The 18,676-nt window shown below is 62.3% G+C and carries 17 protein-coding genes; 4 read left to right on the top strand and 13 right to left on the bottom strand.

The window, feature by feature from the left end; genetic code table 11:
• Positions 1-156: 156 nt before the first annotated feature.
• From WT26_RS23535 to WT26_RS23530, 3 genes are all read right to left on the bottom strand, one after another.
• Complete coding sequence (locus WT26_RS23535) at positions 157-540, bottom strand: avidin/streptavidin family protein (RefSeq protein ID WP_059532241.1); 384 nt, start codon at positions 538-540, stop codon at positions 157-159.
• A 142-nt stretch (positions 541-682) separates the two neighbouring features.
• Positions 683-1,009, bottom strand: a complete 327-nt coding sequence (locus WT26_RS39115) for a hypothetical protein (RefSeq protein ID WP_196222188.1) — start codon at positions 1,007-1,009, stop codon at positions 683-685.
• Positions 1,006-1,866, bottom strand: a complete 861-nt coding sequence (locus WT26_RS23530; protein ID WP_059956246.1) for a hypothetical protein — start codon at positions 1,864-1,866, stop codon at positions 1,006-1,008. Before WT26_RS23530 ends, WT26_RS39115 begins: the two co-directional genes overlap by 4 nt.
• Positions 1,867-2,454: 588 nt before the next feature.
• Here WT26_RS23530 and WT26_RS38765 point away from each other — a divergent pair.
• The 3 genes from WT26_RS38765 to WT26_RS23520 all read left to right on the top strand — a co-directional run bounded on the left by WT26_RS38765 (position 2,455) and on the right by WT26_RS23520 (position 4,581).
• Positions 2,455-3,066: a tyrosinase family protein gene (locus tag WT26_RS38765; protein ID WP_250637561.1), complete on the top strand. Its 612-nt coding sequence runs from the start codon at positions 2,455-2,457 to the stop codon at positions 3,064-3,066.
• Entirely contained in the window at positions 3,063-4,061 is a 999-nt protein-coding gene (locus tag WT26_RS23525) for a tyrosinase family protein (protein WP_250637560.1), read from the top strand. Before WT26_RS38765 ends, WT26_RS23525 begins: the two co-directional genes overlap by 4 nt.
• 88 nt (positions 4,062-4,149) lie before the next feature.
• Positions 4,150-4,581, top strand: coding sequence for a hypothetical protein (locus tag WT26_RS23520; RefSeq protein WP_069274072.1), 432 nt, complete (start codon positions 4,150-4,152; stop codon positions 4,579-4,581).
• A 107-nt stretch (positions 4,582-4,688) separates the two neighbouring features.
• Here the strand turns inward: WT26_RS23520 and WT26_RS37555 are convergent, their stop codons facing one another.
• Positions 4,689-4,889 carry a hypothetical protein gene (locus tag WT26_RS37555; RefSeq protein ID WP_155123190.1) on the bottom strand — a complete coding sequence of 67 codons (201 nt, stop codon included), beginning with the start codon at positions 4,887-4,889 and terminating at the stop codon, positions 4,689-4,691.
• Between WT26_RS37555 and WT26_RS23515 the strand changes: the two genes are divergently transcribed.
• Positions 4,876-5,307, top strand: a complete 432-nt coding sequence (locus WT26_RS23515) for a hypothetical protein (RefSeq protein WP_155123189.1) — start codon at positions 4,876-4,878, stop codon at positions 5,305-5,307. The two genes, WT26_RS37555 and WT26_RS23515, sit on opposite strands and share 14 nt — an antisense overlap.
• A gap of 142 nt (positions 5,308-5,449) precedes the next feature.
• On the opposite strand, the gene tssJ is transcribed toward WT26_RS23515, so the two are convergent.
• The 9 genes from tssJ to WT26_RS23475 all read right to left on the bottom strand — a co-directional run bounded on the left by tssJ (position 5,450) and on the right by WT26_RS23475 (position 18,463).
• A complete protein-coding gene (tssJ, locus tag WT26_RS23510) occupies positions 5,450-6,094 on the bottom strand; it encodes a type VI secretion system lipoprotein TssJ (RefSeq protein WP_069270975.1) in 645 nt (214 codons plus the stop codon).
• A 46-nt stretch (positions 6,095-6,140) separates the two neighbouring features.
• Entirely contained in the window at positions 6,141-7,121 is a 981-nt protein-coding gene (gene tssG / locus WT26_RS23505) for a type VI secretion system baseplate subunit TssG (protein WP_059956095.1), read from the bottom strand.
• A gap of 98 nt (positions 7,122-7,219) precedes the next feature.
• The gene (gene tssF, locus WT26_RS23500; RefSeq protein WP_069270974.1) at positions 7,220-9,034 is read right to left on the bottom strand and encodes a type VI secretion system baseplate subunit TssF; all 1,815 of its coding nucleotides are present in this window, start codon (positions 9,032-9,034) and stop codon (positions 7,220-7,222) included.
• 16 nt (positions 9,035-9,050) lie between these two features.
• Positions 9,051-12,620 carry an ImcF-related family protein gene (locus tag WT26_RS23495; protein WP_231130531.1) on the bottom strand — a complete coding sequence of 1,190 codons (3,570 nt, stop codon included), beginning with the start codon at positions 12,618-12,620 and terminating at the stop codon, positions 9,051-9,053.
• Positions 12,598-13,758, bottom strand: coding sequence for a hypothetical protein (locus WT26_RS23490; RefSeq protein WP_069270972.1), 1,161 nt, complete (start codon positions 13,756-13,758; stop codon positions 12,598-12,600). The genes WT26_RS23495 and WT26_RS23490 overlap by 23 nt, the downstream gene beginning before the upstream one ends.
• Positions 13,759-13,790: 32 nt before the next feature.
• Entirely contained in the window at positions 13,791-14,594 is an 804-nt protein-coding gene (locus WT26_RS23485; protein WP_069274071.1) for a hypothetical protein, read from the bottom strand.
• 94 nt (positions 14,595-14,688) lie between these two features.
• Positions 14,689-14,949, bottom strand: a complete 261-nt coding sequence (locus WT26_RS23480) for a hypothetical protein (protein ID WP_155123188.1) — start codon at positions 14,947-14,949, stop codon at positions 14,689-14,691.
• A gap of 18 nt (positions 14,950-14,967) precedes the next feature.
• Positions 14,968-15,957 (bottom strand): hypothetical protein, encoded by a 990-nt coding sequence (locus tag WT26_RS37550; RefSeq protein ID WP_155123187.1) that lies wholly within the window; start codon positions 15,955-15,957, stop codon positions 14,968-14,970.
• Positions 15,958-15,997: 40 nt separating this feature from the next.
• Positions 15,998-18,463 (bottom strand): DUF2345 domain-containing protein, encoded by a 2,466-nt coding sequence (locus tag WT26_RS23475; protein WP_069270969.1) that lies wholly within the window; start codon positions 18,461-18,463, stop codon positions 15,998-16,000.
• Positions 18,464-18,676: the final 213 nt, after the last annotated feature.

Raw genomic sequence — 18,676 nt, 5'->3', positions numbered from 1 at the left:
TCATTGACCGCTTCTTCTCTAAGCCCGACTACCTTTCAGATCGAGTTCCGGCTAATACAGCTGACCGTCTTCTCGGAATCTCTCTCTTGTCTTCCGTTGCTTATCTTCGTTCGATGTCCCCGCGTTGCATGCCGCGGGGACATCGAACAGGCAACGCTAGGCTCTCACGAATACGTCCGCGCCGGCGTTGATTGACGCCCATTCGTCACCTTCCGCAACTTGCTTCGTCATCTGCCACAAGGTGTTGATCTTTCCGTTGTTCGAGTTCGGCTCGCATTGCCCAACCCAGGAGGTGATCGCCTGGAATTCCCGCCAATGAACCACGAAGGCGATCAGGTCGCCATCGACGTAGCCGCGCAGATCGCCGGTTGTCTCTGATTCGGTGGCACTGACAGCGCTGCCGTATGTGCCGGTCAGTTGATCCCCTTGCTGCGTGATCTGCATCGTTGAACCCAATTCGTTCTTCCACAATCCCGAGAAGTCGATCGAGGGACCCGTACCCGCCTTTGCATACTTGAGTGAGTGTTCCAGATGCGGCATCTTTAACCTCCACGGTGCAATTCGACGGCGACCGGCCGACGAGCGGGGCGCATTGCGCCTTTATGCTTCTTCTATTCGGTTCCAGCACTTTTCCTACGTCTTCTCTGCAGCAAAAAGCGGGGCAACAGCCTCGAGTCCGAGCTTAATGCAATCGCGTGCGAGACCGAAAGCCGACTCGAGATATTCGAATGCTGGGCCGAATTGCGAAACGCGCGGGGCCTTTCCGATCGCGTGCCCTGCCACCGCGGGCGTCGAATGCGCCGCTATCAACGAGAACGTGCGCCACGCACCGTGATGGATACCAGCCAGTCACAAAATTCCGCCGCAGGTCAGCCGCTTCAGTCGATAAACAGATCCGGCATGCGCGAAGCAGAACATTTGGCGCGCACATCGCCAGCGAGCAGATCGCGAAGTATGGATTCGGCGCCAGCCCCGAGTCACTCGCCATCACGTACTTGAGCAGTTTCATGCGTTCCCCCTGATCAGATCGGCCACCCACGCTTCGAGCTCCGGGTAGACGGTTCCATCGACGACAAACTCCTGCCCCTTGGCGACCGATCGGAGTATGACTCCATCCTCCCGGATCTCCCACCGATTCGCTTTCGCGTGATAGCTCATCGGCGCTCGTCCGTCAGGTGCGAACCATCGGGGCAACGACCAGACGCTGCGCGAATGGCCTGGATGTGTCAGTTGCAACTCGGGGCGCATCGACACGAAGCGGCCGCCCCCCACCGCTGTCGTTCGCGTATAGGCAGATTGCCTGCGGGCGATGTAAAGCGTATTCCGAGCATCCGTGTACCAATCCGGCGCCGCGACATGTGGATGTACTGCAATCCATGGATGGCGACGCAACACTTCCGTGCGCTGCGTCACGACCGGCAGCACGTCATCAACTTCCAGCCATCCGAAAAGCACGTGCAGATCGGGCGCACCCGGCGCAAACCGCCACTTTCCGCCGGTGCGCTCGGTCAGTCGAAACCAGCCGAAGAACAGGAAGACATCGCCCGCCCCGATACCGTGGCGACTCAGGTGGCTTTGTGCGGAACCCGTCTGCCCGAGCGCTGGTCGCCAGTTCACCAAGTTGGCGACATGCCTGCCGCCGAGGTCCGGATCGAGGTGAACATGCGTCTGCAAGCCATGCTTGCCGGCAGACAGATCACACAGGAGCTGATCCAGTGATGCATCCGCGAAATCCAGATCCGCCAATGTAGCGCTGTCGCGAGTGCTCGGAATCGGCAATGGAAGAAGCCGACCGTCCGGCAGGATTGGGCTGGGCATACCGCCGTACTGTGAATCGAAGCCTTTGCGGGAAAAAACGACTTTCATCGACGTACCAGCCGGGAAGGGCGAAATGATGCCGCCTGGAAATTCACCACTCTACACCTAGAATGGTTCCTGTCGGCTCCCATCTCGGTATGCCACCGCTTCCGTGGCGTCGCCAATCGCTACGATAATTTCGATAAGCTGATCGATCGCGCGTCACCTCGACTTGCAATTCCCCCCACACCGCACCCCCCATATTTTCCTTGCGGAAACAAATCCGATTTGCTTTATTTACTCGTATCAAAATCATGATTAGACGCCACGGGGATATGACGGAGACCTTACCACTGTAATTGCGCGTGGCGAATTGCTGCCAATCCGCCGCGACCTTCCCCGCGATTCGAATGCATCGCGCCTTTTTCCGAGGGCGCGCGGCGCCGTCGCGCATGTCCGCATTGCACAAGGAGGTGGTGGAAGACCGACAGGACCCGCCTATGCCCTGTCGGGTGACACGTTTCAAAACGCCTGCCGACACCCTGACAAACCGAATCTGATTGGCCGTGAGCTCCGATCGTCATCCGCATCGTCCGCTCGCGCTCAAACCCTGGCAGTCAAACCGCAACGCTGCTTACAAAAGAGAGAGGCCGAGTCATGAATAGCGCAACTGGAGTCCGGGTCCGCCCGTCGATCGAATCGCTGCAGGCCGAGTACTTGAAAGGCAACAAAAAGCCGCTGGAAGACCTGATGCGCGCGTGGAAAGGCATCAAGGCATTGCCGCCCGACGATCCGAACTCGTTCTTCATGATCGGCGGCTTCCACGGCGAGCCGTTCCGCGGCGCCGGCTGGGGCTCGGCGTCATACTGGGGCGGCTACTGCAACCACGGAAACGTGCTGTTCCCGACCTTGCATCGCGTTTACCTGCTGAGGCTGGAACAGGCTTTGCAGAGCATTCCCGGTTGCGAACAGGTGATGCTGCCGTTCTGGGACGAAACCAGCGAAGAGTCGCTCAAGCACGGCATTCCGTGGGCGCCTGACGAAGAAGGATGTCGAGCTAGACGGGCAGACGATTCCCAACCCGCTGCGTTCCTTCGTGTTCAACAAGGGCATCACCGACAACATCAACGGCGACAATCCGAACTACAGCAAGCCGCTCGGCTACGAAACGGTTCGCTATCCGTTGGTCGGGGCTGGTCGGCACCGAAAAAGACCGGGCCGCCACCGAGAAACACAATGCCCGATTCCCGCACTATCACGAGAACGTGAAACTGCTCGACCGGAACGTGGTGAACTGGCTCACGTCCTTCATCGTCGTGCACGGCAAGAAGATCGAGACCCACGTGAAGGCCCAGTACGAGGCGTGCCTGAATGCGCCGAACTACACGGTGTTTTCCAACACGACGTCCGCGGCCCAGTGGAACGAGAACCTTCCGCAAGGGGCTGCGCAAATCGTCCCGCTCGAGTCGCCGCACAACGACATTCACCTTGCCGTCGGCGGTTACGACGTCCCCACCGGCCCGAACGCCGGCGACGACTCGCCGATTCCGGGCGCCAACGGCGACATGGGCGAAAACGACACGGCGGGCCTCGACCCGATCTTCTATTTCCATCACTGCTTCATCGATCGCGTGTTCTGGCTGTGGCAGAAGCGGCATGGCTACACGCAGCACCTCGACGTCGTCGCCGAGTATCCGGGCACCAATTCCGTCGACGCGCAGGGGCCGACGCCGGGCACGGTGCCGAACTCGTGGCTCACGCTCTCGTCGCCGCTCGATCCGTTCAAGAAGAGCGAGAACGGCAAGGCGCGCGCCTATACGTCGCTCGACTGCATCAACATCGAGGAGCAGCTCGGCTACACGTACGGCCCCGGTTCGCTGGAGGACCTGCCGAAGCGCTCGCTGGCGGCGACGACCGTGCCGGCCGGCAACAGCAGCAAGGTCGTGCGCGTGTCCGGGCTGAATCGTGCGCCGATCCGCGGGTCTTTCCTCGTCGCCGCCTACGTCGTCCTGGACGGCGAGCGGCACCTGCTCGGCACGGAGGCCGTGCTGAGCCGGTGGAGCGTGCAGTCCTGCGCGAACTGCCAGACGCACCTCGAAGTGAAGGCGTTCTTTCCGCTGCACCATTTCACGGAAGCATCGGTGAAGGATGCCAGCTACGAAGTCGAAGTCCATACCCGTGACGATGTATTCGGCCAAGGACGATCCTTCGCTGCCGCAGCAGCCAAACCGGGTCAGCAACGGTTCCGGGTCGAGGTCCGGTAGCCGCGTCATGCGCTGAACCGGCGCCATCGGTCCGGCGCCGGTTCAGCGGGGGATATCAGCGCAGTGGAAGCGACGGGGGGAAGCTGGGATGAGCTACGCACCCGAAACCGGCAGCCTGGTGGGCCAGTGGACCTATCGCAGTTTCCTGAACGATCCTGACCTGGCGACGCCATTCAATGACCTTGAATTCGGCCGCGCCACCATCGAGCTCGAGCCGGCGCCGATGGGCATACTCAGGGGACGCATCTTCGGACCGCGATGGGAGCTGCAGCTCAGCGGCTCGATCGGCTATGGCGATCCCTGGACCGTGCGCTTCCAGGGGCAGGGCGTCGTCAGCGGCGAGGAATGGGTCTATGACTACGTCGGGTACGTGAGCGCACCCTGGCCCAACGGCATCGACCAGCGTCCGGCGCTGACCGGGTCGATCGTGCGCGCCGTCCCGCACGCAAGCGGTGGCGGCGGCGTCTCGCCGGCCGGGGTGGTGTGCTCCTGGTATGCGGTCCTGAACGATCCTGCGTGAACGGCCATGATGCCTCCGACTGCGCCACCGGCAGGCCGGTTCGGGCGAATCGCGGTCGTTTCGCTATCCGCACGGCTGCGCGGCTTGATGTCGTTCGCACTCCTCGGTTACGTCGCCTGCGATTTTCCGACCCGGTTACAGGATTCATATTCCAGCTGGACCTGGAACTGCGCTGGCGCGATTGCATGCGCCAGCGCGGGATATATGTCGGGAAGCAGCCCGTCCGGCCGGTGCGCCTGCCGGTCGATGCGCTGGTGCATTGCCGCCGTCTGCGTCGGGTTGACGCTCGATGCGTTGCGCACGCCCATCGATACGATCCTCAATGTGTGCGGCGGGGCGCTGGATACGGGCGTCGTGTGGAATACGCTGATGCTGCATCTGCGCTGGTTCCCGGTGTCGACGTCCGCGATGCTGGCCGTGGTGCTCCTGCACTACGCAGGCCGCCTCAACATGATTCGACTCGACAAGGTGCGCGTTGCCGCCAAGGCCCTGGTTTGGATCGGAATCGAGATTGCAGCGATGCTGCTTGCCATGACCACCGGCATGGCCGCGACCCAGGCAACGGCGTTCAGTCTCGGCCTGCATTGGGACGCAAGCGGCGTCGCTTTCGCGATGCTGGCCAGCATGTTGGCATTTTACGAACTGAGCCATCGGGCAGCCCGCTTGGCGGAACGCATCCAGAACAAGCGTCGCTCGACGTGCTGCGTTCGTGGTGAGCGCGGATGAAACCGTCCCGATCCGCAAATGTTCAGTGTCGCTGCCGGCGGACAGGCGCCATCGCTCCGTTTCGGCACGCCGACGCGTCAATACGCGCGATAAGGGTCCTGCGCTACCCCGTTCCGGTTCGGGGTGGCGTTCCCGTTGGCCTTCATCCAGTGTGCCCGGTTACGTCAACCGCTTTCGGCTTCGGCTCGGGCGCGGCCGGCGCACTCTGCCGAGGCGCGGCCCGGGTGACGGGCTGATCCTCGGCATCGAGCAGGACGAGCACGTTGTCGCGCACTTCGACCCTGACCGGATCGGTCTGCTTCCATTGCTTTTTCGGCACGGCCAGCTTCCAGACCGCACGCTCCCCCGGCTCACGGAAGAACGCCACGACACCCACCACGTGCGCATCCGGGTGCATCGGTTCGCTCACGCTGGCGTTCGCACCGGGGCGAAGCACCACATCCTTCGTAGCGAGCAGATCCGCCTTGAGCGCGTCCAGGTCATTGGTCTGCAACTGGGTGTAGTCGAGTTGGGCGAAGGTCTTTGCATCCTTCAACTGGTAGAGCCTCACGACCGTCGACAAAGGCTGTCCAGCGGCATTTGCGTTCAACGACGACCGGGCGACGAGGTCCACATTCATCGTCTTCACCTGCGTCGTGAAGACCCATTTCGCCGCGCCCACCGTGCTGTCCTTCACGGCTTGCCCGACGCCGCAGCCGGCGGTTGCAAGGATGACCAACACGGCCGCTGCTCCGACCAGGCTTCGCACGGTCGGTGTCCTGAGAGGGTTCTTTTGGTGCTTGTCCATATTTCGTGTCCTGCATCGCGTTGTCCTGCCGAATGGTGTATCGGGCTTATGCAGCTTCCGTCACGCCGCGCCAGCGACCCAGCTGTACCCATGTCGCGCGTGGGCGTCCGTGTCGTACCCTGGGCGGCGAGCCCAGTTGCGTGGTCAGACCCAGCTTCGCCTGACCGGACGCCAGCAACGGCTCGGGCATCAGGTCCGGCTGCACCCGCATCTCCAGCAGCGCTTCGCTTTCGTAGCCGAGGTAGAAGCGCAGCAGCGCGATGATCTGGCGGTAAGCCGGTTGTCCCGGCACGAGCGCCGCGACTGCGTCGCGCGTGTGCGGCGTGATCACGATGCGCAGTGTGTTCGCCCGATCGTAAAACCCGCGTCCGAGCAAGCATTGCTCGCCGAGCGCCGCCGGTTCGAAGTCGTTGACGGTACGCCACACCGGATAAAACTCCTCGACCGCAATGGCGGCATCTGGAACCGCCGCGCCCAGCACACCGGCAAGCCCTTGCGCGGTGCGCGTCTTCTGAGCGGCCAGTCCGAGCATCGACAGCAGCGTGCGCGCACCCACGCCCGGCGGAAATCCCCAGTCCGGCGCACGCGTGTCCGGCGAGCGGAACCCGAGACCCACCAAGCTGAGCACGCCGCGCGAGACCGTATCGAAGCCATCCGGCCGGAAACCGGCCGGATACCGGTATTTGCGCCAGATCCGGTAGAACTGCGTGGCAATGCGATGGTGGAACAGGTCCAGGAACGCAGACAGCGGCTCGGCGCCGTCGCGGTTCTGCGCAACCTCGTCAACGAAATACGCCGGCATGCGCGCATCGACGCCGTACAGGCCGAGGAATGTCGTGCGAACGGCGGGCGGTGTCGCCGGATCATCGAGATCGAATTCGACCGCATCGATCTCGCGCGCCGGAAATCCCAACTGCGCACGGGACCGGAAGCGGACCGGATCCGTCGCAGGCGAATCGGTGGTACCCAGCGGCGCGGCATCTAATGCGGCCAGTTCGATCAGCGCGCAGAAGCGATGGAAATTCATCCGGTGCGCCTGATTCAGCAGCGCCGGGAGCAACGTACGGTCCGCCCGGGCCGGCGGCAAAGTCGTCAGACTGCGCTCGGGCGCTTTTGCGGAGTCGTTCAAAACGGCGCTCCTTCACCCTTCGTATCGGGCCATTCGAGTTGCCGGCCGGTCGGCTGCGACACGATCACCAGCTTCGTGTACAGGTTGACCGTCGCGTACAGGCCCAGAAACCGGTTGAGCATGGCGCCGAACAGCTCGAGATCGCCGTCGCCCGCGAAGCGCGTGCTGTCGATCGTCACGGCAATTTCGACGCCGCGCATCAACCCGCCTTTCACGAGCTTTTGCAGCGGCCGGTGCCGCACGTCGACGATCGCCTCGATCCGGCGGCGATTCAGCTCGCCGTCGGTCCAGTCGTACAGGGCCAACGATCCGCGCAGGATTTCCGCATCGAGCAGCGACAGGTAATTCGGCGCCAGATGCGAGAGCACCCGCCACTGGAAACGATCGGCTGTCGGCGGATAAACCGGCGACGTGGGCGCGCTCAGGTTGCGCACCGACGCGATGTTCGTGAAACCTGCCCGCATGCGCGTGATGCTCGCTTCCCGCAACGCCTTGCGCGGCAGCATGCCGTTGGTGCCCGTGACCGACAGCGACAGTGTTTCCTGAGGCAACGCGTGCTCGGTTTCCCAGGCGTGGCCGCCGAGCACGACCCACGTGTCGAAGCGTCCGGACGGCGCGCGCCGCACGTGCGTGTGGAAATACCGCTCCGGCATCGCATGGCGCAGCATGCCGCCGTGGTGGCGGAATGCTGCGAACGGCACATATTCAAAGCGTCGGCCGCGCTCGATCCCGCGCACCGCGTCGACCGAGTAGATGTCGACCAGCGGCCCATGCTGCTCGCGCGCCCGCACCCGATATTCGGTCTCGAACTGCGTGACCTTGACCGGATCGGCCTGGACGGGAAACAGGTTGATGATCGGCGTGCAGTACAGCCGCACGTTCTCCGCGGTGAAGCGCATGTTGTCCTGCCACGGCTTCGCCAGCACGATCTCGACGTCGACGTATGGAGCGGACGCGGGAATCGCCTGGATGTCGAGCCCGAGCAGGTCGACGAACATGAACTTCTCGGGGAACGTGAAATACTCCAGCAGCAACTGATAGCCGCCGAACGCGTTGTCCGCCTTCGGCCACAGGCGCTCGTTGCCCGCGAAGCCGGCCGCCTCCATCCGCAGGCCCGGCATCTCCTGCGGCGCGCCGGGGCGATCCGCCGGAAAGCCGGGTACGCGTACGTGCATCGCGAGTGGTTTCCCCGTGAGCGCCGCGTGCAGTGCGAGGGCGACGGGACGATCCGCATCGAGATACAACCGCAGGCGCGGCACATGCAACCGTTCGCGCTGGGCCTGCTGCTGGATAGCCAGGCGAAGCCGGATCACGGAACGACCGTCTTCGCGCGCCCATGCCCCGGCCTCGGTGAGGGTCACCGGATACAGGTCGATCGGTTGTGTGGTGCGGTAGACGCATTCGACGTGCGTGACCGCCCCTTCGCCTGCGCCCGTCGCGATCGGTCCGGACGTCGCCTCGAGCCCGGCCGAGAGCGTCTCATGCTTTTGCAGCACGCCCGTGTCCGGCGTGAGCTCGAGAATCGACAGCGACGGAATCATGCGCAGGTAGTGCGGCCAGAGCATGCTGACGAGCCCTTCGGTCAGTTCGGGCAGTTCGTCGTCGAGCTTGTGGCGCAATCGCCCCATCAGGAACGCAAAGCCCTCGAGCAGCCGCTCCACATGGGGGTCGCGCTCGCCGCCGCGGTCCAGCCCCAACTCGCGTGCCCGATCGGGGAAGGCATGGGCGAACTCCCGGCCGGCTTCGCGCAGATAGCGCATCTCGGCCTCGTAATAGCGCAGGATCTCGTTGTCTTTGATGGGATTCGTCATTCGGTGTCCTGTCGTGTCATTCCGGCATCGGTCCGCCCGGGACGGGCACGGACGCGTGGCGAGCTGCCGCGAGTGCGCCCGGCGGCAGCGGCGGCGGTTGCGAGGCGGAGCCGCCCGCGCGCGGCGTGGAAGCCCGGGGCACGAAAATGCGCGACGGCAATGCGAACCCGCGAAGCGATAGCAGCTCGAGCGGCCCCTTGCCCACGTCGGTGCGCATCAGGTAGGTCAGCGGATACGCGAGAGATGACGGCGCGGACGTCAACGGCCCCTGCGCCGTCAATGCATCGTGATCGTCCGTCTGCGCGGTCGCTGCGTTGAATTGCGGTGCCGGCGGCACGGCCTGCCAGGTAATCAGGTAGGTGGCCGTATCCACGGGGGTCACCTGCGCCCGCTCCAGCAGGCGCACGAGCGCCCACCGCCCGCCGAATTCCAGATTCAGGTTCGTACCCGACCGCTCGGTTTGCCACTCGAGCCGGGTGCCGGCCTTCTGCGGCTCGTTCGACGGCCACGTGAGCGTCTGCCACGTTTCCTGCTGGTTGTAGTAGTGCAGTGTCTGACCGTCGACGCTCAGGCGCGTATCGGTCACGCCCGACGTGGGAACGGGCTTCAGGTCGAACGCATACCGAGGCTCGCCCTGCGCGAGCAGGTGAGCGGCGATCCGCTGCAACATGTTGATCGCGTTGAGGAAGGCCGGATCGATCGTGCGTGCCGCACTACTCGCGCCGGACCCGCTCGACGCCGGCACCCATTGATCGCCCTGCAGTGTCAGCACGCCCGCAAGCTGGGTCGCCAGGAATGAACCGACGAGCCCGCCCTGCGGACGCAGGAAGCGCGCCAGTTCGGGCAGCGATGCATCGTTGGCCGTGTTCGCGAACGGATAGCGGCCGGCAAACGACCGATTCCAGGTCGCGACGATCGTCTGCCGCCACGCGTCGTTCAGGCTGGCCTGGGCCGGTTCGAGCACGGCCTGCGTGGCCTGCGCAATGGGCTGCACGAACAGCGCCTGCCCCATCCCGACCCACTGCTCGCCGAGGCTGGCGGCGACCAGCTGGGCATAGGCGAGCGTATCGGCCAGCTCCGAACTCCTGCCCTGAAACAGCGCCTGTGCGACCTGCCGGGCTTCGCTGTCGGCGTCCGGACTGTCGGCGATCTGCTGCAGCTTCAAGCGCAGCATCGTGATGCGCTCGGTGAAGCGCTGCAGGCTCAGATCACTGGCGGCGCTGGCCGCGGCAGCGTTGCCGGACGCAACCAGGCGCAGCACCGGCCCGAACGATGCCCCCAACGGCCCGGCCTGATCGGGGCTTGCCGCTTGCGGCGCGTCGTCCTTGCCGGCGAGCATGCTCTGCGCTTTGGTCACCAGCGTGTCGGACAGCGAGGTCTGCACCGCGCCGGCGCCGCCCTGGTATTCGACCGATTTCATCAGTGCGATCACGGGCGACTGCCGGGAATCGGCGATCAGCTTCAACTGCGCAATGGCCGCCGGCAGCGTTCGCGCCGGCTCGCACACGATGCCGTTCATGAAGGTTTGCCAATGTTCCGCGTAATCCGCGAAGTAGCGCGCGCGCAGCGCGGCGCGCAACGCGTCGGGCGTCATCGCCGACGCGTTGCGATTGGCGCCGCCCGTTCCGAGCACCCAGTCGGCGGCCACACCGTTGCGCTTGGCCGATGCATCGATTGCGGCCTCGATCGTGCCGTCCCACGCCTGGCGCGTAAACGCACCAGGGACGCTCGCCGAGGTCCGCAGCAATCCTCGCGTGTCGGTTCCGGCGGTCAACGACGCGAGCGTCTGATCGGGGTATTTGTGTCCGACCGAATCGAGGATCCCCTGGTAAATCGTGTCGTCCGAGTTCTTGACGCCGATCACGGCGAGCAGCGTCTGGCGAGCGCCGCCAACGAGCTCGTCACGCGGTGCGAGACGCCAATCGGGATGCGTGCTCAGGTGCTGCGCGTAGAACGACAGCAGCCGCCCGGACAGGTCGAGTTTTTCGCCCGGCGACAGTCCGGCACCACCGGTCCAGTACCGGACGAGCTGCGGCGTCAGGAACGCGGCATCGGCACGCGTCGGCTCGGCCAGCATGAGGTACGTCTTGAGCGCGGCGTGACCGTCGCGCGCGAGACGGCTGAGCTGATCGTCAAGCTCGGTGGTCGGCATCTGGGTCAGATCGACCAGCTGAGCTTCGATGTTCTGCTGCACGGGGGCGATGAGTTGAGGACGCGCTTCGCGCGTGTAGTGGGCCCACAGTGCGGTAAGCACGTCCTGATCATGATTCAGGCCGAAGCGAGAGTAGAGCGTCGGATGCTGGACGCGCCCTTCATGGAATTCAATGCGCTGCTGGAGCGCGAGCAACGCGCGCAGACGGGTCGCCGGATTGTTGGCGCCGTCGAACGTGCGCAGCACGTCGTGCGTGAGCGCGAGGCCGCGCGCGTTCGTCAAGCCTGAAGTCAGCATGCCTGCGCCCCACAAGCCGACGGCCGCCAGCGCAATCACCGATAGCACCGTGATCGGGTGCGCTCCCGTGCGGCGCCCCGGCGAGCGCATCGCAGCGTCAGCGAGATAACGCCACAACGGGAAGTGGGCGCTTTCGGTGCCGGCCGCGGGCCACGGCGAGAAGAACGCACCGGCTATCGGCAAAGGGCGACGCTGCCACTCCGACAGATTCACGATCCAGCGCGCCAGCGGCCCGCTGCGCGTATCGAGCCGGGTCGACAGGTCCGATGCGTAGCGGTCGTCGCCGTTGCGCGCCAGTTGGCCGACGCTGGTGTCAGCCAAGCGGTTGCGCAATTCGAGCAGCGCGGCCTCGATCGCGGGCGCGTCGTTGGATCGGGAAAATTCGCAGCCGGTGACGGGGGGGGCGGCGTGGTGGACGGGATCGTCACCGGCGAGATCGAGCACGTACACCGGTGCGGACCAGCGCAGGAGGTGCGTGATGCGCGCGAGGTGGAGGCCCCAGGAGCGCGTGCCGCGGACCGCATCCGGTAGCGGCGTTGTGCCATCGAGCATCAGCACGATCGCATCGAGCGGGCGCGCGCGGCGAAAGCGACGGATCTGCTTCAACCACACTTCGTCGAGGCAACCGTCTGGCCCGTTGCGCCCCCATAGCAATACCGCGTCGTCGGTGAGGAGCCAGCCGCGCTCTTTGAGCTCGGGCAATAGCCGGTCAATGATAGTGTCATCACCAGTCAGCAGCAGCCAAGGACGCGAATAGGCCCATCGAAACCATCGGATTTGCTTGAGCTGGAACCGCAGATTCTTCAACTGTAGGACGGCCGCTGCGTCATGCTTCTTCCTTGCATCAGTTGCCGGGTTAGTCGGTGCCGGCGGCTCGAGCCCCTGATCCTTCGATGCCTGTTGCGCGGAGAACTGCACGAGCCCGCGTCGCTGCAAGGTGAACCCGAGCGCAGCCAAAACTATCACACCAGCCCCGATGACGGGTAGTCGGTTCTGAGAGAACCACGTCTCGAGAACCTTGAGGTCGACGGTATACAGGATCAACGCCGCCACGACAGCGATCGCCGCGATGACGAGCAGGCACCGGCCCAATATGCGTTTTTTCAACGTCAACTCAGAATTCCTTTTGTGAGGCATGGGGTTGAGCGGCACCAACCATGCACAGATGCAGCGACTCGTCATCTGGCTCGCGCCAGGCGACAACCTGTGGTCCGCTTTCATGTGACGCTTCCAGCGCAGTGGCAAGCGCAATCCAGCTGGTAGCCGGTCCGGGTTCGCCCGTGATGTGATCGAAATGCCGTTCAATCAGCCGTGCTTTGGGATCCGAGATGAGCGCCGAGGTAATCGCGCCGGACTCGGCTTCGCACCTTGTGAACCAGGTGTGTGTGATGCGATCGGGCGAGATTTGCATGTGCACAAGTTGCTGCAAAGCGGCCTCGAGCGTGTTGGCCGCAGCGGTCATCGGACGGAACACGTGACCGGCCCGCCCACCCGCCGGCTCGATCAGCAGAGCCGCGGCTCCCTCGCTGAAGGTTTGCTTGGTTTCATCGTCGGGCCAGAGTTGCGCAGCAATGATGAGCTGCGGCGCAGCGCCAACGAGGTCGACCTGTTGCGTGAGAAACGATGCACAATCCCCTTCCCGCTCTATGTCAACGCTGAACTTACAGTCGGGCGCGATCTTGCCCAAAGCATCCTGAGCGGCGGCTTTCCAGTCGCGCAGGGATTCTGCCGAGGCATCGGCAAGCAGTAGTCTGACTCGCATTTCCTTCCGACTTGTTAGTGGGGTCCGCAAAGCATCAGCTATCTGACCGAGCAACTTCGCGCGCCGTAACTCCAGTGCCTTGTTCTTCGACCAGGCGAAAGCGCTCGCGCGCCCCATGTTCACGGGCAGGTCCGTATCGACGTCCCCCAGCTTTGCCGCCGGAACAGGTATCGGCAGGATCGCCACTGAAGCCTCAACGCAAACCTGACGACGACTCCACGATCGCCAAAGGGACATGATCCGCTCTTGCTCACGTTGGGCCTCCTCGGCGATCGTCTGTTCGTGCTCCCAGCGGTCGAGCCGAGCACCGAGCGCGATCACGCAGGTGACGAGCGGGATGCCGATGAGCAGCCCCCAGAATTGAAGGCCGTGCGTTGACTTTCCGTGCGGCCATAGCAGCAGCACAGCGCCGGCCATTCCGAGCGCCACGGCCGTAAGCGCTGGCAACCACACGCGCAAGGCAATCGGCGCAGGCAGTTCGATTTTCCTAAATGTCGGGATCGGCCAAGACATAGATCGATAACCAAAGAATTCGTCGTTCGATCCTAGTGCCGTTGCGGCGGCAAAATCCGGTCCACCAGCCTTTGAGCCTGACTAATCAGGCGAGGGTATGTACTTTGAGAGAGCAGCCTCTTTGCAAAGCACTGCTCGAAACTGATCGAGGCATCCCGACTTGACTCAGCACATCCCGGGATATTTCCCACCGTGGTTTTTTCGGTGAAGATATAGATCCGATCGTTCCACATAACCGTAACGGCGATACTGTCAGGTGGATTCGGTGCCGGGTCATCCTGACCCAAAGCAAACAAGATGGCGCGCGCGATCGAACCATCGCCTCTGATGGCCACTGGCATTTCCCCGTACCCATAAACCGCCGCGGCGCCGCTGATAGTAGCGGCGGCGTTATAAAAAGCTTCTGTTCCCAACAATTTCTGGAGGCTTGAATAGTTCTTGACCTCTTTACGGTGACTTGCCAGCCATACGCGCACCAATGGGACCGTTGTGACAAAGAGGTTCGTTTTCTTGTCAAGCGAGGTGACGGCGATTCCATCCAGCCCCTCGTATTGATCATCCTCTCTCGATCCGATAATGCTATCCCCGCTTCGTGGGAAACCAGTCACGTCGATCGGGCCCACGAGCTCTTTCAATTTGGTCCGCACCGCTTGCAGAGACTTATCGGCGACACGACTCAACCGCTCATTCCCTTGATCAGAGTATTGTGCATGGATGGCGTCAACTGCCTTGCTCCGCAAATTGACGTAATCACGAACAGCGGTCTGCGAGCTGGCGGAAATTGATGCCGAAACAAGAGCAACCCCAGCAATAAGCCTAAAGAATTTATTTTTCATTTGTTGGAAGAAAACATACTAGTCAAGCCCACAATATGATCCCGCCTCAATTTTATCAGTGCGCTCGACGGGAAATGAAGGACGCCGCCACCCCTCATTTCCTTTTCCTCATTACCAAAATAAATGCAACCAGGGAAACACCCCAGACAACAAGAAATATAGGAAAGGGAATAAACAGCGTCAATTCAAGCGTCTCCCTACAATCCGCCGCAAACTCACCCCATTCTCTCACGCACCGCGCGATCGGATAAAAGAGATAGATTGCAACACCGATGAAAATCACCAGGAAAATCAAAACAACGATCTTCAAGGCCCACGGCCAAATATATTTACCAGGAAAAATCATGATGCTCACTGCCATCCTTAGAGATTTTTACGGAATAACGATGTAGGGTCCGTATCCAGCTTCAAGCAGCTTCGCGATGTCGTCAATCGCACTAGACAAGCTCAAAATTTGCTTTTTTTCGTCGCGAACAAAATCCGCCCGCTTCTTGACCTCCACATAAAAGCGTTTATGCGGATCGCTATCGCGATATCGCTCCAATATTGTCGTCAAATTAACCCAAGTTTTGTTAGAGAAAAAACCCGTTTCCAACGTTGTCCTGGCTGCATCCTCAGGGGTCGAGCGAATGCTTTCCTCAGGAATAAATGCAAAGCACCCTTCTGAGCCACCTAGCCACTTTGCATGAAGAAACAGAGCTGACGCTTCATAGAAGCCGCCAATATGAAACATTATGTTGCTCGCGACGGACTCGTCTTTTCGAAGTGGGATCGGTGAACCGTAGGGATTTGCATTGACGACCTTTGCGGCGTGCAACAGTCGATGCGCATGTCCGCGCTGAGATTCGTCTTCCATCAAGAAATACCCATGGATAATTGAATCAGCGGCGGGAGACGGAAAGTGGATCTGCTCCGTCAAATATCTGTTCTTGCTTGCATCCGCGGGTTCAAATGCAATATTTCTGCACCAAGTGGCACCCGCATTATCTCTTCCGAGATAGTACCACGCATCACGTGTAACGTTTATGTTGTACTGCTTGAGACTTGCTTCGTCCTTGGACGAATCGAACAATGCCAGCTTTGCGCGATATGTCGGAACGACAACAGCCGGTTGACTCTCTGTCATTTTTTTCCACGTCGAAGACACATTAGGATGGCCGTACACCTTTTGAAGTGTAAAGCCGGTCGTGTCAGCTGTTATCTTGAGTATCGCGTACCTTTCCGGAACAGCGACCGACTTGACACTCCCATCACTAAATATGGTGGTGTCTTTGGTGCACATGTAGGTGAGATTTCGACCAGAAGGGCTGGTAATCCAAAATTGATCACTCCCGGTTTCCGGGAAAAGAAGGTTTTCGTCCATTGTGCATTCTCTGTCCGCGAGGTTAGCTTCTCAGGTCATCCTAAGCGTAGATCTTCACCGACTCGGCCTTCACGGTTTGGCTGAGCAGGTGTGTTCGACCCTCGTCGTCTGTAACGCCATGCTCGACTGACCCATCGGCCCGGACAATTGCGTATTCGTGGCGCTTCAAAGGCTGACTGGTTTGGCGATCGACCAGTCTATATCGGTCATCGAACCCGTCTTTAGATGCCGGCATGGATGGAACCGGAATCGCCAACGATGCAGGTCCCTTCTTCTGGATCGTGATTACTTTCAGGAGGAGGTCCAACGGACCACCAAGAGTAATGTTTCCGCCCTTGAGCTGGATGAAAGCCCCTCCACTTTCAAGCGTCAGTTCTTTTTCGGCTCGTACGTATACGGCACCATTGACGCTTGCCACCGTCACATTCTTGTTGGCGATCAACGACATCGCGTCACTCTGCGCCTGCAATTCGACCGGCCCTTTCGCCGCGACGATCTTGATACCGAGCTTCTGGGCGAACAGCGAGATCCGCTCGCCCGCCGCCGCCGTGAAGCGCTTCATCACACTGAAATCTGCGTTCCTCCCGGCCACGGCCGAGAGGTTGTCCCGCGCGGCCACCTGCACCCCGGCACCCGACACAAGCCCGATCGATGCCGGCGCGCTTGCCAACAGGCCCGGCTGCTTCAGCCCGTCGAGTTCGTCCTTCACCTGCTGCTGAGCGTCGGTGTCGGCCGGTACCGCTTTCGCGGTGCGTGCAGCATCGGCGAGCGACTTCGCCAGTGCCAGCGCCTGCTCGAGCTGCGCGATCGTCTCCTGCATGTCCAGCTGCTGGCCGGTCGCGCCCGGACGGTCGTAAGCCGTCAGGTGCAGCCCCTTGCCCGCCCGCTCCACGCCGTGGCCGGACGTGCGCAGCTCGTACCCCTCGCCGCGCCGCGCCAGCTTCTGGTCGACCAAATAGCCAAGGTTCAACTGCGACTTGCCCGAGTGCTCGGTGCTGAGCTTGATCCCCTCCTGCCCGGCCCAATCCTCCATCCGCAGCTTGTTGTTCGCCTGGGTGCGGATCACATTGCGCGACAGCCAGCGGCGATCGTTCGTCACCAGATCCCGCGCTTGACTGTGGTGATGGAAGCCGATGATCTCGGGCTTGTCCGGGTCCGCATCCCGGAACGAAACGACCGCTTCGTCGTTGTCCAGCGCCGGGAAATGCAAACCGGTCTGCAACTTGCCCGCGAACGGCTTGGCCAGCCGCAGCGGCACGCTCTCCCCGCCCGACGGCCAGTCCGCGAAGTCGACGTCGAACCGCACCGTGTAGTAGCCGGCCGCCGTCAGGTACGCGTACTTGTACTTGTCCGGCGACGTCACCCGCGCGCTCAGCGTGCCGGCGATCTTCGGCCATTTCTCCGGTTCGAGCCGGAGCCGGAAGCGCCGGTTGGCCGGAATCGCCTTGTAGTGGTTCGTGTAGGCCCGATCGCGCGCGCCGCTGTGCGTCACCTCGATCACGACTTGCCCGTCGGGCGCGTCGGGCAGCGCGGTGTCCAGGTCCAGCACGCGACCGGCCTGCAGCGCGAGCACGTTGCTCTCGCCTTCGTAGACGACCTGCTCGGCGATCGCCGCCTCGTGGCGCAACTGCGCTTCCCACTTCGCGCCGGCCTGGTCCAGATGGTGCGTGCCGTAGACATACGGCTGGCCGTAGGTGGTCGAATCCTGCGGCGCGACGTTCGCTTCGTCCTTCAAGCGCTCCCACGCCTGCTCGGGGTTGTAGTCGGCCACTCGGAACGCCTGCGGCACCGTCACCGAGTGGGTCTTGAGCGCCGTCACAGCCTCGGCACCGGCCGCCTCCAGCCCTGCCACCTCGCGATAAGGAGCCGACAGGTGCGGATCCCACAGGTAGTGGTCAACGTCGTCGGCGAACACGACCTGATCGCCGTGCTCGGTCTCGACGATATAGCTGTAGATGCCGGCCTTCTGCATCAGCATCTGCACGTACGACAGGTCGTCGGTCTTGTACTGGAAGCGGAACAGGTGCTGCGGATACTCGCGGCGCAGGCGAAACGCGAACTGGTGGCCTTCGAGGCCGTGGCTGCGCAGCACCGCCTCGATGATCTGCGGGGTGGTCTGGTGCTGGTAGATGCGGCTGGTGGTGACGGCCTCGAGACGCGCGAAGTGCGACTTCAGGACGACCTCGTACATGGTGAAATCGCGCGTGGTCTGCAGCGTCGAGAAGCGGGCGATGAAGCCTGAAAACCGGCGGGGCGCGCCGTCGTCGGGGACGATCGTGCAAGCCGCGTCGCGATTCAGGTACTCGGTGCGCGCGAGCCGCAGCGGATGCGTAAGCACGACGCGCACCTCGGTGGGCGCGCCCATCCGCTCGGTCGCCTCGATCGACACGACCGACAGCGCGGCCGCGGAATCGGTGCCGGGCACGTCGAGGAAATACGTCTGACGCCCCGATACATCTCTCAGGTTCGACACGAACCGCTTCGCATCGTCAAACAGGCTGGCCATTGTTGTTCACCCCGTGTCCAGATAGCACTGCTACGCACTGCCGTCATGGGCAGAATCGTTGCTTGCGTGCGATGCATGGATTGAGCGACAAACGATAGCCGCACGCACCCAGACTCGGGAAGCGCGGGCTCCTATTATTCGAGCGGATTGTTGTATTTGGTCGAAACGTAACAGTTGTTCACGTATGCCCTGTTTTTGAGATGATTGCCATGT

The organism is Burkholderia cepacia (assembly GCF_001718835.1).
Classification (GTDB): domain Bacteria; phylum Pseudomonadota; class Gammaproteobacteria; order Burkholderiales; family Burkholderiaceae; genus Burkholderia; species Burkholderia cepacia_F.
Note: the sequence above shows the minus strand (reverse complement) of the source record. Positions and strands in the feature narration are given on the sequence as shown.